Annotated in this window: 16 protein-coding genes; 7 read left to right on the plus strand and 9 right to left on the minus strand. The window is 64.1% G+C overall.

From position 1 onward, the window contains the following. Nucleotides 1-13: 13 nt before the first annotated feature. Nucleotides 14-1,270: an AGE family epimerase/isomerase gene (locus tag JKL46_RS08870; protein ID WP_201831976.1), complete on the plus strand. Its 1,257-nt coding sequence runs from the start codon at nucleotides 14-16 to the stop codon at nucleotides 1,268-1,270. Here the strand turns inward: JKL46_RS08870 and JKL46_RS08875 are convergent. Next, on the minus strand, nucleotides 1,261-2,196 hold the full coding sequence (locus JKL46_RS08875) for a ribokinase (protein WP_201831978.1): 936 nt from the start codon (nucleotides 2,194-2,196) through the stop codon (nucleotides 1,261-1,263). The two genes, JKL46_RS08870 and JKL46_RS08875, sit on opposite strands and share 10 nt — an antisense overlap. 415 nt (nucleotides 2,197-2,611) lie before the next feature. Here JKL46_RS08875 and JKL46_RS08880 point away from each other — a divergent pair, with 415 nt between their 5' ends. Next, nucleotides 2,612-3,346 carry a PhoH family protein gene (locus tag JKL46_RS08880; RefSeq protein WP_210381314.1) on the plus strand — a complete coding sequence of 245 codons (735 nt, stop codon included), beginning with the start codon at nucleotides 2,612-2,614 and terminating at the stop codon, nucleotides 3,344-3,346. 43 nt (nucleotides 3,347-3,389) lie between these two features. Here JKL46_RS08880 and JKL46_RS08885 read toward each other — a convergent pair whose 3' ends face one another. Both JKL46_RS08885 and JKL46_RS08890 read right to left on the minus strand, forming a co-directional pair. Further along, complete coding sequence (locus JKL46_RS08885; protein ID WP_246529213.1) at nucleotides 3,390-3,974, minus strand: cold-shock protein; 585 nt, start codon at nucleotides 3,972-3,974, stop codon at nucleotides 3,390-3,392. A gap of 224 nt (nucleotides 3,975-4,198) precedes the next feature. Beyond that, on the minus strand, nucleotides 4,199-5,353 hold the full coding sequence (locus JKL46_RS08890) for a zinc-binding metallopeptidase family protein (RefSeq protein WP_201831982.1): 1,155 nt from the start codon (nucleotides 5,351-5,353) through the stop codon (nucleotides 4,199-4,201). A 177-nt stretch (nucleotides 5,354-5,530) separates the two neighbouring features. Here JKL46_RS08890 and JKL46_RS36260 point away from each other — a divergent pair, with 177 nt between their 5' ends. The 5 genes from JKL46_RS36260 to JKL46_RS08910 all read left to right on the plus strand — a co-directional run bounded on the left by JKL46_RS36260 (nucleotide 5,531) and on the right by JKL46_RS08910 (nucleotide 8,117). Continuing rightward, on the plus strand, nucleotides 5,531-5,659 hold the full coding sequence (locus JKL46_RS36260) for a hypothetical protein (protein WP_281399853.1): 129 nt from the start codon (nucleotides 5,531-5,533) through the stop codon (nucleotides 5,657-5,659). Between the two features lie 74 nt (nucleotides 5,660-5,733). Next, the gene (locus tag JKL46_RS08895) at nucleotides 5,734-6,780 is read left to right on the plus strand and encodes an LLM class flavin-dependent oxidoreductase (RefSeq protein WP_201831984.1); all 1,047 of its coding nucleotides are present in this window, start codon (nucleotides 5,734-5,736) and stop codon (nucleotides 6,778-6,780) included. 176 nt (nucleotides 6,781-6,956) lie between these two features. After that, nucleotides 6,957-7,343, plus strand: coding sequence for a response regulator (locus JKL46_RS08900; protein ID WP_201831986.1), 387 nt, complete (start codon nucleotides 6,957-6,959; stop codon nucleotides 7,341-7,343). 182 nt (nucleotides 7,344-7,525) lie between these two features. Continuing rightward, nucleotides 7,526-7,948: an SET domain-containing protein gene (locus JKL46_RS08905; RefSeq protein WP_201831988.1), complete on the plus strand. Its 423-nt coding sequence runs from the start codon at nucleotides 7,526-7,528 to the stop codon at nucleotides 7,946-7,948. Between the two features lie 22 nt (nucleotides 7,949-7,970). After that, the gene (locus tag JKL46_RS08910) at nucleotides 7,971-8,117 is read left to right on the plus strand and encodes a hypothetical protein (protein WP_201831990.1); all 147 of its coding nucleotides are present in this window, start codon (nucleotides 7,971-7,973) and stop codon (nucleotides 8,115-8,117) included. A 127-nt stretch (nucleotides 8,118-8,244) separates the two neighbouring features. Here JKL46_RS08910 and JKL46_RS08915 read toward each other — a convergent pair whose 3' ends face one another. The 6 genes from JKL46_RS08915 to uxaC form a co-directional block, all read right to left on the minus strand. Continuing rightward, nucleotides 8,245-9,723: a mannitol dehydrogenase family protein gene (locus JKL46_RS08915; protein WP_201831992.1), complete on the minus strand. Its 1,479-nt coding sequence runs from the start codon at nucleotides 9,721-9,723 to the stop codon at nucleotides 8,245-8,247. A 325-nt stretch (nucleotides 9,724-10,048) separates the two neighbouring features. After that, complete coding sequence (locus tag JKL46_RS08920; RefSeq protein WP_201831994.1) at nucleotides 10,049-10,891, minus strand: ABC transporter permease; 843 nt, start codon at nucleotides 10,889-10,891, stop codon at nucleotides 10,049-10,051. A gap of 5 nt (nucleotides 10,892-10,896) precedes the next feature. Next, complete coding sequence (locus JKL46_RS08925) at nucleotides 10,897-11,808, minus strand: ABC transporter permease (RefSeq protein WP_201831996.1); 912 nt, start codon at nucleotides 11,806-11,808, stop codon at nucleotides 10,897-10,899. Then, nucleotides 11,808-12,893, minus strand: a complete 1,086-nt coding sequence (locus tag JKL46_RS08930) for an ABC transporter ATP-binding protein (protein ID WP_201831998.1) — start codon at nucleotides 12,891-12,893, stop codon at nucleotides 11,808-11,810. Before JKL46_RS08930 ends, JKL46_RS08925 begins: the two co-directional genes overlap by 1 nt. 29 nt (nucleotides 12,894-12,922) lie before the next feature. After that, nucleotides 12,923-14,110 carry an ABC transporter substrate-binding protein gene (locus tag JKL46_RS08935; RefSeq protein ID WP_201832000.1) on the minus strand — a complete coding sequence of 396 codons (1,188 nt, stop codon included), beginning with the start codon at nucleotides 14,108-14,110 and terminating at the stop codon, nucleotides 12,923-12,925. 50 nt (nucleotides 14,111-14,160) lie between these two features. Beyond that, nucleotides 14,161-15,564 (minus strand): glucuronate isomerase, encoded by a 1,404-nt coding sequence (gene uxaC, locus JKL46_RS08940; RefSeq protein WP_201832004.1) that lies wholly within the window; start codon nucleotides 15,562-15,564, stop codon nucleotides 14,161-14,163. Nucleotides 15,565-15,580 lie beyond the last annotated feature (16 nt).

Raw genomic sequence — 15,580 nt, forward strand, 5'->3', positions numbered from 1 at the left:
ATTGGATATGACGATGACGAATGCCCTCCCCGTTCTACCACCCCTCGGATCGAATTGGCGCTTCAACCGGTTCCACAGGAAATGGCTGTTCGCGCAGGCCAACAACCTGTTCGACTTCTTCCAGGCCGGAATCATCAACCCGGCCGGCGGCTTCTTCGATCTCGACGATGCGGGACAGCCCATCGAGACCGCCAATCCGGTCCGGCAGATCCACAACACCACCCGCATGATCCACTGCTTCGCCATCGGCACCCTGCTCGGTCGACCTGATAGCGATAGAATCGTCGATCATGGCATGAGCTACCTCTGGAATGCCCATCGCGATGCGCAAAACGGCGGCTATGTCTGGTCCCTCGACAATGACGGGCCGAAGGACGACACCAAGCAGGCCTATGGGCATGCCTTCGTCCTGCTCGCTGCATCCAGCGCGAAGGTAGTGGGCCATCCCCTGGCGGATCGCCTGCTCCAGGACGTCACGCAGGTTATCGAGGAGCGCTTCTGGGAAGAGCAGCACGGAGCGGTGACCGAGGAGTTCTCCCGCGACTGGCAGCCCCTGAGCCAGTATCGCGGCCAGAACTCCAACATGCATCTGACCGAATCCCTGATGGCGGCCTTCGAGGCCACGGGCGAGCGGGCCTATCTCGACAAGGCGGAGCGGATCGCGACCCTGATCATCGGCCGCCACGCGGCTTCCCTCGGCTATCGCGTCGCCGAGCACTTCCATGCCGATTGGACCCTCGACAAGGAATATCGCGGCTACGACGTGTTCCGGCCATACGGCACCACGCCCGGGCATTGGCTCGAATGGGCCCGCCTCGTCCTCCAGCTCTGGACGCTCGGCGGACAGCGGCATGAATGGATGCCCGAGGCCGCGCGCGAACTCTTTCGGCAATCCATCGAGCTCGGTTGGGACAAGGACAAGGGCGGCTTCTTCTACGCCCTCGACTGGGACGACAAGCCGAGACTGCCACAAAAACTCTGGTGGCCCTGCGCCGAGGCCATCGGCGCAGCCGCGTTCCTGAACGAGCACAGCCCGAGCGATTTCCACGAGCAGTGGTATCGGTTCCTCTGGGGCTTCGCGGATCGTGCGCTCCTCGACCATCGCGACGGTGGATGGCGGCCCGAACTGACAGAAGATCTGCAACCGGGAACGACGCTGTTCACCGGCAAGCCTGATCTCTATCACGCCCTGCAGGCCTGCCTGATCCCGCTCTTCCCGGCGACCGGCAGCCTGACGAAGGTCATTCCTGAATCGGTTGCTCAGACCTGAGCGAGGTGGCGCTCAAGCGCCTCCCTGTCGGGCATTCCCGCCTGGGCGCCAGCCGTGAGGCATGACAGGGACGCAGCGGCGCAGGCCCTCTCCATGGCCGCCCCGATCTCCAGGCCTTCGGCAAGGCCGTTGGCAAGCACCCCGACGAAGGTGTCTCCCGCGCCGGTCGTATCGATCGGCACGATCGGCCGCGCCGCCGCGTGAACCCGTGAGCCGTCCGGCGCGATCGCGAAGGCTCCACGCGATCCTGCCGTCACGATGCAGGTCACTCCGAAGGAACTCGCGATATCCGTTCCCGCCTTCAGATAGTCGCCGTCGACGGGCTCGCCGACGATCTCGGCGATGGCAAGCGCCTCATGCTCGTTGACCACGAGCACGTCGGTCACCTCGAGCAGTTCGGCGATAGCCGCGCGCTCCTTGATCGCCGGGACCGGCGCGAAGTTCCACACCACTTTCACGCCAGCCTTGCGGGCTCTGGCGGCGACGTCCAGGTTCTCGGCGATGGAGACTTCCATCTGGAGCACCAGAACGGAGGCCTTGGACAGGAGAACGTCAGGCAGGTCGGCGGAGCGCAACGCCATGTTTGCGCCGCTCGCCACGGTGATCGCGTTCTCGCCGCTCCCGTCGACCGTGATGAAGGCGCAACCCGTTGGCTCGTCCGTCACCCGGAGGGCATGACCGTCGACGCTGTTCGCTTCGAGATTCTTGCGGCAGGCCTCGCCGAACGGGTCATCGCCGATAGCCCCCGCCATGGCCACTTGGACCGGGCCGCCGCGGCTCGCGCGCGCTGCGGCGACAGCTTGGTTCGCTCCCTTGCCGCCGAAGAAACTATCTGCCCGGCGCGACAGGACGGTCTCACCCGGCCGGGCTATCCGCTCCACCCTGGCGACGAGATCCATATTGATGGAACCGAAGACGACGATCATGGCACTGCCCTCTTTTTAGGCGGCTTCCTTATCATCCGGCAGACTTCCTTGGCGAGCGAATGCGGGGTTGATCCCCCCTTGCAGATGCTCCTTCAGAGACATCCACAGCTATTTCTCCCCTCAGGGCAGCAGAGGGGTTATGCCCCGGAACCAAGCAGGCTGCCTCAACATTTGACTCGCAGGTAGGCGTAGCAGCGGTAATACTGTCATCAGAATCAAAGATAGTTTGCCACTGGCAGATAGAAGAACAGGCTTTGATGGGCAGGCAGGTTGATCCTCAGACTCTGGATCGCGGAAATCCACCGCCCGCCGCCACTCGCTCTCGCATCGACCCATTTTCAAGTTCTGCCCCCAGACGCCTCTGCGCGGCGCCTGGCTAGATCTCTATGCGCAGTTTCAAACCCGGAGTTGGTCATTGAGCAAGCATCATGAGAAGCAGAGACGCAAGACCCGCCGCTCCACTGAAACAGCGCAGGTCTTCGACCTCACCGGGTCCAAGTTCGAAACCGAACGCAGCCTTCCTCCCATCAAACCGCTCAATGCAACGCAAGACGATTATCTCGACGCTCTGAAACGGAATGCCCAGGTCGTGGTGCTCGGCCCTGCCGGCACCGGCAAGACCTGGATCGCAGCCACCTACGCGGCGGACCTGTTTCGCCAGCGGCGCATTCGGAAGATCATTCTCACCAGGCCGAATGTGCCGAGCGGCCGCTCGTTGGGTTTCTTTCCCGGCACACTCGAGGAGAAATTCGGCCCCTGGGCAGCCCCCGTCATCGAGGCGATCAAGGATCGCATCGGTTCGGCCGCCTACGAGATCGCGGTCAAGAACGGCGATATCGAGATGGTGCCGTTCGAGGTGATGCGCGGGCGCTCCTGGCGGGATGCCTTCATTCTTCTCGACGAGGCCCAGAACGCAACTCCGGCGGAGATGAAGACGTTCCTCACCCGGATCGGCGAGGATTGTACGGTCGTGATCAATGGAGACGTGAGTCAGTGCGACCTGCGCGAGACCTCGGGCCTGCGCACGGTCATCCACCTCATCAAGTCGCAGATGCTGCCGGTGCCGATCGTCGAGTTTACCCTCAACGATATCGTGCGGTCCGGGGTCTGCGAGATGTGGGTGCGCGCGTTTGAAGAGGTCCACTGCTGACGCAGTGGACCCCGATTCCTATAGAAAGGAACGGCTGGAGGCCTTAGGCGACCTCGATCGCCCCGACTTCGGGACCCTTGCGACCCTCGACGATGGCGACGCGGACCGCCTGGCCCTGTCCCAGCTGGCCGAGACCGGCGCGCTCCACGACGGAGATGTGCAGGAACAGGTCCTTGCTCTCGCCTTCAACGGATACGAAGCCGTAGCCCTTCACCGGGTCGAACCACTTGACGGTGGCCGGGACGTCCGGCGGACCGCTGGCGGGGCGCGGACCACCGCTCGGACGGGGCGAGAAGCCTCCGCCGCCGGACGGGCCGGGACCACCCGGACGCCCGGGACGCGGCGGACGGGCGCCACGCGGGGGCTCGGGTTCGGCCGTGCTGGTGTCGACGCTGACGATTTCCTGCACCTGCGGGCCTTTTTGGCCGGCGCCGACCTTGATCACGAGGGTCGTGCCCGACTCAAGTGCCGTGTGGCCAGCCGCTTCGACCTGCCGGATGTGCAGGAAAGCCTCACCGGAGCCATCGGTCATCTCGACGAAGCCGAAGCCCTTGTCAGGATTGAACCATTTCACCTTGGCCTCGGTTTCGGGTCCCGAAGCCGATGATGCATAGGATGGCTGCCGCATGGGCCGTTCATAAGATATTGGTGGCGGGGCGAAATCGCCCCAGTGATCTTCGGGTTGACCGCCGAACTGACGTCGACGATCACGGTGATCGTTACCCCGGCCCATAAGGACTGCCTTCTAAGTCGCAAGTTTCGTAAACGCTCTAGGCGTAGCGCCCCCAACCATTGAGGGCAAGATGATAACTACTCATACCTAAACATTTCATGCAAGGTCTCAAATGGAGCTTATGAAGATTGTGGGCTTCCGATACGGGAATTCAGCCCTCCAATCACCGCCTTTAGGACATGATGACTATCCATCTCCCCGTCGAGGTGCCCGCTACACGCATGGATGCGATCGTGGATGAAGGACAGTTTCGCGATGACCGCCGGCGGCAGGACGAAAGGATATAGATCGGGCTGCCCCATGCTGCGGTTCAGGGAATTCACGGCGAATGTCAGGGGGAGCCAAGCGGTGACCAGGCGGTTCAGGTCGATCTCCCGATGAGGATCGAAGTCGATCTCCGTGGCGAGTTCGGGCCCGCGGCGGATCCTGGGGCGCACCTTCATCCCGAAGGCGTTGGCCGTTTCGAGAGTATCGACGATGTGCAGGTAATGTGCCCAGGTCTCGGCAAAATCCTCCCATGGATGCGAGGCGGCATAGGAGCTGACATATTCCTCCTGCCAGTCGTTCTTCGGGCCGTTCGCGTAGTGAGCCCTCAGGGCCTCGCCGTAATCCTGCCGCTCGTCGCCGAAGATCAGGCGAAAGCGTTCGAGGCTCGGGTCGTCTCGCACGAGGACGTTCCAGTAATAATGGCCGATCTCGTGCCGTAGGTGGCCGAGAAGCGTCCGATAAGGCTCGCCCATGCTGTGGCGCCGCCGTTCGCGCTCCGCATCGTCGGCTTCTGCGATATTGATGGTGATCAGTCCATTGTCATGGCCCGTCAGGATCGATGGGCCTTCGGGAGAATTCTCCGCGGGATCGGCCAGGAAATCGAAGGAGAGCCCCTGCGGATCCTCTGCCCGGGTTACAAGCGGCAGCCCCAGTTTCAGAAGCGTATAGAACAGCCGCCGCTTGGCGGCCTCGAGACTGCGCCAGCGCCGGAGATTCTGCTCGCCGGAAAGATCGGGCACCGTCCGGTTGTGCCTGCAGGCCCGACAATACGGATGATCGTCTCCGGAGGGGATCAGCCAGTTGCAGGCGTCGTGCTCCGCGTTCCGGCAGAAGCGGAAACGTGTTTCCGGCACGGCCAATGCCCGCCAGTGCCCCTCTTCGCCCTGTTCGAGAGCACTGATATCCTCGGCCTCGGGCAGATAACCGAGGCGGCGCCCGCAACTCTCGCAGCGGCCGTTCTCGAAATAGAGGGGCTGCCCGCAGGCCTGACATTCGAAGAGCTTCATGAACCGATCCCGCTTCACCGTGACAGCAACGGCGCTCGGATCCGTTAGTTCACAAGGATTTTCCCCATCGGCGAGGTGCCTCTGCCCATAATTTAATCTTCCAGCCGCAGCGCCTTCCATTTCATCATGCATCCACAACGGATTCGAGGTCCGGATTCCACATGAGGAGGGCAGCTCATGGCATCCATTGCCAAACAGGCAACGCAGGACGGCACATTCACCGTCTATCTCGGTGACAGGCCTGTCGCATGGGGGCTCACCAGTCAGGCCGCCGACGCTCTGATCCAACGGCTGCGCGGCCACTGACCCCCGGCCTCGGTGCATTCCGTCGGCATGGCTGATATAGCCGATCCCATTCGCGGCATTCGAGTGGAAGATCGATGGAACTTGGTGTCTATACTTTTGGTGAACTGACACAGGATCCTACCACCGGGCATCTGCTCTCCCCGGCCCGGCGCCTGCGCGATCTTGTCGAGGAGGTCGAGCTGGCGGATCAGGTCGGCTTGGATGTTTTCGGCCTCGGCGAGCACCATCGCCCCGACTACGTGGTCTCCGCCCCTGCAATCGTCCTGGCGGCGGCGGCCGAGCGCACGAAGCGGATCCGCCTGACCAGCGCGGTGACGGTGCTCAGTTCCGACGATCCGGTGCGCGTATTCCAGGATTTCGCGACCCTCGACCTTCTGTCCGGCGGGCGCGCCGAGATCATGGCCGGGCGCGGCTCGTTCATCGAGTCCTTCCCGCTCTTCGGCTACGACCTCGACGATTACGACGCGCTCTTCGCCGAAAAGCTCGATCTGCTGCTGAAGATCCGAAGCGAGGAGCGCGTGAGTTGGTCCGGCCGGCATCGGGCCGCCCTTGCGGATCAGCCGGTCTATCCCAGGCCCGTTCAGGATCCACTGCCGGTCTGGATCGCCGTCGGAGGGACGCCCCAATCCGTCGTGCGGGCCGGCGCTCTCGGACTGCCCCTGGCGCTCGGGATCATCGGCGGGCAGCCGGAGCGCTTCGCGCCGCTGGTGTCACTTTACCGTGAGGCCGCAAGCCGCGCGGGCCACGATCCGAAGAGCCTCAAGGTGGGCATCAACACGCACGCGTATATCGCGGATACGTCGCAGCAGGCGGCCGACGAGTTCTTTCCGGCCTATGCCCAGGTGATGACCAAGCTCGGCCGCGAACGGGGATGGCCGCCCACGACGCGGCCGCAATTCGAGGCTCTGCGCGGGCCGCGCGGCGCGCTTGCCGTGGGAAGCGCGCAGGAGGTGATCGACAAGATCATGCTCCAATACGAACTCTTCCGGCATGACCGCTATCTGGCGCAATTCAGCGTCGGGACGCTGCCGCATGGCCAGATCATGCACGCCATCGAGCTTCTCGGCACGAAGGTGGCGCCGGTCGTTCGCGCAGAAATTGCAGGCAAAGCTACCGTATAACGGGCTCGATCGCGCCTATTTACTTTGCCCGGCTCCAAGGGTTACGATGGCATTTCAAGTGTAACTAACGTAAGATAGTGAAGGTACGCCGGTGCCTGGACTATAGTGATTGTAACTGATTCGTATAAGAGCGTTGAGAAGGCGCATTGTCAGCTGCAATTCGAACCGGAGGGGCTATGCTCGAAGGCCGCAGAAAGCGTGTCCTGATCGTCGAGGACGAAGCCATGATCTCGATGCTGATCGAGGACATGGTACTCGACTTCGGATGTGAGATCGTAGGTCCCGCGGCGCGTCTTGATCATGCTTTGACGCTCGCCCTGCAGGCGGAGATCGATATCGGGCTTCTCGACATCAACGTCGACGGATCGGTCGTATTCCCGGTTGCCGACGTCCTGCGTTTCCGCGGCATCCCGTTCATCTTTTCGACCGGCTACGACTTCCGCTCGCTTCCCGAACGCTTCCGCGCGTGCCCGACCTTGTCGAAGCCTTTTTCCTACGACAATTTCGCGACGACGCTGCGCAACGCCCTTGCCGGAACGTCGGACACGCCGGAAGTCGTCTAAACATCAAGCGAAGCTCCCCGATTACTCGGTCTCGTCGATCGTCGACGATCGCCTCATCCCCCCTGCAAAAAACTTAGGCTGGATCTGGAGATGATTCTGCGATGTCCCAATTACATCGCTCCGCCCCAACCGCTATTGGATGCGTCGAAATCTGCTCGTACGTCTCGGAGTTCCGGCCTGTTATGAAAGCCAAACCGTCAGAGGGGCCGTTTCGGATTGGAAAATCCGCAACCGGTCTCGGTCTCTTTGCCACCGATGTCATCGAAAAGGGAAAATTCATCATCGAATATGTCGGCCCGAAGATCACAAGCGAGGAGGTCGAGCGCCGGCGCAACACCCGCTACCTGTTCGAGATCAGCAACCGCTGGACCGTCGACGGGTCGCCACGCTGGAACACGGCGCGCTACATCAATCACGGCTGCCGCCCGAACGCCCAGGCAACCGTATCGAGGGGCAAGATCCGCATCAAGGCGATCAAGCGCATCAAGCCCGGCGAAGAGATCACGTACAATTACGGCAAGAACTACTTCGAGACCTTCATCAAGCCGATGGGCTGCAAATGCGTCTCCTGCGAGCGCAAGCGGGCGAAGATCGCGGCTGAGTGACAGTCGGGATGCCTCTCACGTCATGGCCGCACTTGTTGCGGCCACCCACGTCTTGGGAACCGCAACGCCGCAACAGACGTGGATACCCGCGACACGCGCGGGCATGACGACGGAGGGTGGCGGGAAGGGCGCTGTCATTCCGGGGCTCGCCTTCGGCGCCCCGGAATGACAGCGGTGTGTAACATCTCACGTCATGGCCGGGCTTGTCCCGGCCATCCCGATCCGAAGAGCACGGCGTTTCACACAATCGGGATCACCGGCACGAGGCCGGTGATGACGTGAAGAGCGTCATTGCGCTAATCGCCCATGAACTCCGCGACGGTCCGCTTCGCGCCCTTCTCATAAAGACGCGCCAAGTTCTCCTTCACTGCACCGGTGAAGCGCGCATCCTTCGGCAGATCGTCGCCGAAGATTTCGCGGACGGCGAACAGGCTTTCCGCCAGCTTCTCCGCCGAGCCCCCTGCCCGGTCGGCGATCTCGCGCAGCCGAGCCGCCATGGGATCGCGCACGTCGATAGGCGCGCCCTTCTCGTCGATGCCCGTGACGTAGCGCATCCACGCCGCCACACCGAGCGAGAGCCGGTCGATGCCGGCACTCTCACGCAGGCGGTCGCGTACGGTGCCGAGCAGGCGCTGCGGCAGCTTCTGCGATCCGTCCATGGCGATCTGCCAGGTGCGGTGCTTCAGGGCAGGATTGCGGAAACGCTCGATCAGCGCGCGCTTGTAGCTGGCGAGGTCGGCTCCCGGCGGCATATGCAACGTCGGCGTGACCTCCTCGTCCATGAGGCCTTGGACCAGCCGCACGAAGGCGGGATCGGCCATGGTGTCGGCAACGGTCTCGTAGCCGGAGAGATAGCCGAGATAGGCGAGCGTCGAGTGACTGCCGTTGAGCAGCCTGAGCTTCATGTGCTCGTAAGGCTCCACATCCGCCACGAACTCGGCACCGGACTTCTCCCAGGCCGGGCGCCCTTGAGGGAAATCATCCTCGATCACCCATTGGGTGAAGGGCTCGGTCACGACGGGCCAGGCATCGGTGAGGCCGAGCGCCTCGCCGATCCGCTCGCGGTCCTGGTCGCTGGTCGCCGGGACGATGCGGTCGACCATGGTCGAGGGGCAGGACACCTCGTCGGCCACGAAGCGTCCGAGCGCCGGATCGACCAGTTCGGCGAAGCGCGTGAGAACCCGCTTCACCGTGCGCCCGTTGGAAGGCAGGTTATCGCAGGTGAGCACCGTGAAGGGCGGAACGCCCGCCGCGCGCCGGCGGCGCAGGGCCTCGACGATGAAGCCCGGCGCCGATTTCGGCGTCCGCTGAAACTCGAGGTCGTGCACGATGTCGGGATGCGCCTCGTTCAGGGCGCCGGTCGCCGGGTCGTGGCAATAGCCCTTCTCGGTCACGGTGAGGGTGACGATCCGCGTCTGCGGCGCGCTCATGACTTCGAGGAGTTGCTCGACCTCCCGCGGCGCGACGATGACCTGTCGGATCGAGCCGATGACCCGCAGCGCCTCGCCGGCCTGCGAGCGCACCGCGAGGGTATAAAGCCCGTCCTGGGGCGCGAGGGCATCATAGGTGTCCGGACTGCGCAGGCTCGCCGCGACGATGCCCCAGCGCGGATCGTTGGCCAGCACATCGTCGGTGTAGACGGCCTGATGCGCCCGGTGGAAGGCCCCGACGCCGAGATGAACGATCCCGGTCGTGATCGCCTTTCGATCATAGGCCGGACGGCGAACGCCTTCCGGCAGATCGGCAAGGGAGTCTTCGTTCAAGCGATCCGACATTCTGTCCTCAGGGTCTGGTCTATGAATTGCGCCTGCTTGCCTCGCCCTTGTGGAGAGGGCAAGGGGTGGGAATGCAAGCGATAATCTAGCAGGGTATGTCGCGGGTCTACCTCTCCCTGAGGGAGAGGTCGCGCCGGAGGCGCGGGTGAGGGGTTGTGCCCTCTCCGTAAGGACCTGTGCCCCCTCACCCTCGCTGCGCTCGACCTCTCCCCATGCAAGTCGGGTGTTCCCGACTTGCACAGCAAGAACGGATCTCGGGAACACCCGAGATCCGGGGAGAGGTAAGACTGCGGCAGCCGCAGCGCCTCACTTTCTGAGCCCGCCCTCAATGCGCGGGCTGCTGCTTCGCCCGGGTCACGATCTGCGTCGGGTTGACGAAGCGAAGCGCGATGATGAGCCAAATCAGGGTCGTCACCATATAGACCACGGCCATGGCGTCGATGGACTGCACCGCACGCACGCCCGCCGCGAAGACGGCATAGTAGAGCGCCACCACGAGGGTCTGGCTGGTCGGTCCGGCGACCAGGAAGGTCAGCTCGAACATGGCAATGGTGCGCACCAGCACCAGCAGCAGCGCCGCCAGGATGCCGGGCATGAGCAGCGGCAGCAGCACGTAGATGAAGAGCTTGAACGTGTTCGCCCCGAACACCCGCGCCGCCGCCTCGATCTTCGGGTCGATCTGCTCGATGAACGGGATCATGACCAGGATCACGAAGGGCACGGTCGGCACGAGGTTGGCGGCCACGACGCCCCAGAAGGTGCCCGCGAGACCGGTCTGGTAGAGCACGGTCGCAAGCGGAATGCCGAATGTCATCGACGGGATCAGGAGCGGCAGCAGGAACAGCAGCACGAGCAGGCGCTTGCCCGGAAAGTCCCGGCGGGCGAGCGCGTAGGCCGCGGTGACGCCGAGGGCGCCGGAGATGAAGACCACCGCCCCGATCACCTGGAAGGTGACGATCAGGACGTCCCAAAGCTGGAACTCGCTCCAGGCGGAGGAGTACCAGCGTGTGGTCCAGCCAGCGGGCAGCCAGGTGCCGAGCCAGCGGGTGGCGAACGAGCTCGTCACCACGGTGGCGATCATGGCGAACAGGTTGACGACGAAGAAGCCGACGGTCGCCCAGATGGCGGCAGCCCAGAGCTTGGAGCCGAGGGTGGTATCGCGGATCATCGGCTTTAACCTTTCGCGCCGGAGGCCGGGCCGCGGTAGAACAATCCGCGGGAGGCGAGCACCGCCACGACGATGGCGAGCTGGACGAAGCCCATGATCATCGCGATCGCCGCGGCCATGGAGTAGTCGTATTCCTCGAAAGCCGCCGTTGCAGCCGCAATCGATATGACGCGGGTGACGCCTGCGGGCTCGCCGAGCAGGACCGCCGAAGGGAACACCGAAAAGGCCTGCACGAAGGACAAGCAGAAGGTGATGGCGAAGCCCGGCATCAGCAGCGGCAGATAGACGTGCCGGAAGCGCTGCCACGCACTCGCGCCGAGCGTCGCCGCCGCCTGCTCGAGCGCCGGATCGATTCCCGTGACGTAGGAGAGGGTCAGCAGGAAGGTGAACGGGAAGCCGGTGATCACGAGCGAAGCGAAGACGCCCCAGTAATTGTGAACGAGCTTCAAGGGCTGAGAAATAAGGCCGAAGGTGAGCAAGGTGCGGTTGAACCAGCCCTGCGGCCCGAGATAGTTCAACAGGCCCTCGGCCACGAGAACGGTGCCGAGCGTGATCGGCAGCACGAGGATCGTGGTCAAAAGCCGCTGGCGCCGCATGAGGCGCACGCGGAATGCGATCGGCACCGCGAGAAGCAGGTTAAGGAGCGTAACGGGAATGGCGAGCCAGAGCGTGTTCGCGATCGTCTTGTAGAGAAACGGGTCCGAGAAGAACCGTCTGTAATTCGCGAGCCAATCGCCGCCGGCCTTCGGCTCGAAGGACAGGACGAAGCCGAAGGCGAACGGGTACACGAACAGCAGCAGCGTGAAGATGGCTGCGGGAACGATGAGCAGGGTAACGGCATCGAAGCCTCTGGCCGCCATGCGCTGGCGCAGGCTTGGGCCGTGCTCGACCGCCGGGGCCGGGGCGACAGCGTCCATCAATGCCTCCCCTGGACCGGCTCCGCGAAGACGAGAACGCGCTCGTCATCCGCCTGCAGATGGATCTTCGAACCGGGCTCTACCGGGTGATGGGAGCGGAACACGAAGTCGAGCCCGCCGGCGGAGTGCGCCGTCCCGACGAACTCGCGGCCGCGATACTCGATGGTGTCGACTGTCGCGGCGATGCCATTGGAACCCGCCTCCCCGACCACGAGGTCGTCCGAGCGGATCGCAGCATAGGCCGTCGACCCGACCGTGACGCGCTCGCGAGCGACGCCGCTGATCCGCGCGCCCTCCACGTCCAGAACGGCGCGGTCACCTTCCAGGGCGACGACCTGCCCTTTCAGCTTGTTGCGGAAGCCCATGAAGTCGGCAACGTCGAAATGTGCCGGCGCTTCGTAGAGCTCCTTCGGCGTGCCGACCTGCCGGATGACGCCGTCTCGCAGGACGACGATGCGGTCGGCAAGCGACAGGGCCTCGTCCTGGTCGTGCGTCACGTAGATCGTGGTCGCGCCGAGCTCGTTATGGATGCGGCGGATCTCCGCGCGCATCTCGAGACGCAGCTTGGCATCCAGATTGGAGAGCGGCTCGTCCATCAGCACCAGCGGCGGCTCGATGACGATGGCGCGGGCGATGGCCACGCGCTGCTGCTGGCCGCCGGAGAGCTGGCCCGGCAGCTTGTTCTCCTGTCCGCGCAGGCGGACGAGGTTCAGGGCCTCGTCGACCTTGCGGTCGATCTCGGCCTTGGGACGCCCGCGCATCTTCAGGCCGAAGCCGATGTTCTGGCGAACGTTGAGATGGGGAAAGAGCGCATAGTTCTGAAACACCATGCCGAACCCGCGCTCCTCGGGACGGAGCGTATCGACCCGGCTCTTGTCGAGCCAGATCGCTCCGCCCGTGACGGGAAGAAGACCCGCGATGCAGTTCAATGTCGTCGACTTGCCGCAGCCCGAGGGTCCGAGCAGGGCGATGAACTCGCCACGCCGGATGGACAGGGACACGTCGCGCAGGGCATTGAGTGCCCCGAAATCGCGGCTCACGCGATCGAGCCGGACTTCGTCGAATTGGGAAAGGGCAATGGTCATCGCGGGTCCTTGGTTCTTAACTGCGCTTGTTACTTGCGCTTGGCGCCGCCGACCTGCTCGTCCCACAGGCGGAAGGCGACGACCATCTGCTCGGGCTGGAGCGGCAGTTCGATCGGATTATCGGCGATCCACTTCTCGTATTCGGGACGGCCGAATTCCTTGATCGCGGCCTGGCTCTCCGGCGGCGCCATGTCGAGGGTGACGCCCTTCACGGCCGGACCCGGATAGAAGTAGCCTTCATCGTAGGTGTAGGCCTGCTGCTCCTTGGTGAGCAGGAAGTTCATGAGGTCGAGCAGCACCGCGACCTTCTCGTTCGGCAGGCCCTTGGGCACGCACATGTAGTGAGCGTCCGCCACCCAGTGGAAGCCCTTGAGCGCCGCCACCTTCGCCTCCTTCGGCACGACGCCGAGAACGCGCGGGTTGATGTCCCAGCCAGTGGTCGACACGGTCATGTCCCGCGAGCCTTCGCCGAGCTCCTTCATCACCGCGCCGGTGCCGGACGGGTAGTACTCGACGTTCTGCCCGAGCTCCTTCAGATAGGCCCAGGTCTTGTCCCAGCCCTTGGCGGGATCCTGCGGGTTGCTGTCGCCGAGGATGTAGGGCAGGCCCATGATGAAGGTGCGGCCGGGCCCGGAATTGGCAGGGCGCGCATAGAGGAAGCGGCCCGGATTGGCCTTGGTGTAGGCGAGCAGCTCTTCCGCCGTGGTCGGGACGGTCTTGACCTTGTCGGGCATGTATTCGAGCAGCGGGCCCGACGGATAATAGGTGACGACGACGCCCTGGCCTTTGGCGAGGCCCTGCATCTTGGCGGCGGCCGGCTGATAGATCTCGTCGAGCTTCGGCAGCGATCCTGCGTGACCGGGGATCAGGTCGACCCAGAGCTTCTGCTCGATGCCGGCGGAGAGTGCGTCGGTGCCGGTGAGCACGAGGTCGATGTCGACGCGGCCCGCATCCTGCTGCGCCTTGATCTTGCCGGCGAGCTCCGGCGCCGTCGCCTTGGTGAAGGTGATGCGCGAGACCAGGTTCGGCTTCGCCTTGCGGTAGTTCTCGATGGCCTTCTGCGTCAGCGCCAGGTTGCCGGCGACGTCGATGATGTTGAGCGTGACGGGGCTCGTCGGCAGGGTCGCCTGCGCAAAGCTCGTCCCGCCAAGGGCCGCAACGCCGGCGGCACCTGCGGCGCCACCGACGAAGGTCCGTCTGGTGATCAGGTTCGTCATGTCTTCCTCCCGTTCTGTGCGACGCGGCTCATCGTTGGCCGCGTCCGGTCTCACAGCTTGTAGGCCTCTTTGGCGAGGCGATAGGCAAGATCGTGCGCAACCTCGTGCGCCTCGTCCTCGTCGAGGCGATGGGTGACCACGAGGTCGGCGAGATAGGCGCAGTCCACCCGCCGGGCCATGTCGTGCCGCGCCGGGATGGAGAGATAGGCCCGCGTGTCGTCGTTGAAGCCGACGGTGTTGTAGAAGCCGGCCGTCTCCGTCGTCAGCTCGCGGAAGCGGCGCATGCCCTCCGGCGCATCGAAGAACCACCAGGCCGGGCCGAGCTTGAGCGCCGGATAATGGCCTGCGAGCGGCGCGAGCTCGCGCGAATAGCTCGTCTCGTCGAGGGTGAAGAGGATGAAGGTGAAGTTCGGCTCGTTGCCGAAGCGGTCAAGCAAGGGCTTGAGGCCGCGCACGTAATCCGTGCGCAGCGGAATATCCGCGCCCATGTCGCGGCCGAAGCGGCGGAAGAGTGCCTGGTTATGGTTGCGGAACGAGCCGGGATGGAGCTGCATCACCATGCCGTCCTCGACGCTCATCCGCGCCATCTCGGTCAGCATCTGGGCGCGGAACATCTCCGCATCCTCCGGCCCCGCATCGCCCGTCGACACGCGGCGGAACAAAGCCTCGGCGGCGGCCGGCGAAAGATCCGCGGTCCTTGCCGTCGGATGGCCGTGGTCTGTGGAGGTGGCGCCGTATTCGCGGAAGAAGGCGCGCCGCTTGCGGTGCGCATCGAGATAGCCGCTCCAGGTCGAGGTATCGCAACCCGTGATCTCACCGAAGCGCGCGAGATTGTCGCGAAAGCCTTCGAATTCCGGATCGACGACCGGATCGGGACGATAGGCCGTGACCACGCGCCCGTTCCAGCCCGATTGGCGGATGGCCTCGTGAGATTTCAGCGGATCGAGCGGGCTCTCCGTGGTGGCGATGGCCTCGATGCGGAAGCGCTCGAACAGCGCGCGCGGGCGGAATTCCGGCGTGCGCAAAGCGGCGTCGATCCTGTCGTAATACTCGTCGGCGTTGGCCGCCGAGAGCCGCTCCGTGAAGCCGAAAAGGGTCGCGAAGGTGTGGTCGAGCCACATCCGTGTCGGCGTGCCGCGAAAGAGATGGTAGTTCGCCGCGAAGCGACGCCAGATCGCGCGCGCATCGCGCTCGACGATGCCGCCCTCTTTCGTATGGATGCCGAGATCCTCGAGCCGCACGCCCTGGCTGTAGAGCATGCGGAAAATGTAATGGTCGGGAATGACGAACAGCGTCGCCGGATCCGAGAACGGCGCATCCTCGGCGAACCAGCGCGGATCGGTATGGCCATGCGGCGAGATGATCGGCAGATCGCGGATGTCTGCATAGAGCCTGTGCGCCACCTCGCGGGCAGCGGGCTCTGCAGGAAACAGCCGGTCCGGATGGATCAGCATGGCGCACTCCCTTAGG

This window comes from Microvirga zambiensis WSM3693, assembly GCF_016735695.1.
Classification (GTDB): Bacteria; Pseudomonadota; Alphaproteobacteria; order Rhizobiales; family Beijerinckiaceae; genus Microvirga; species Microvirga zambiensis.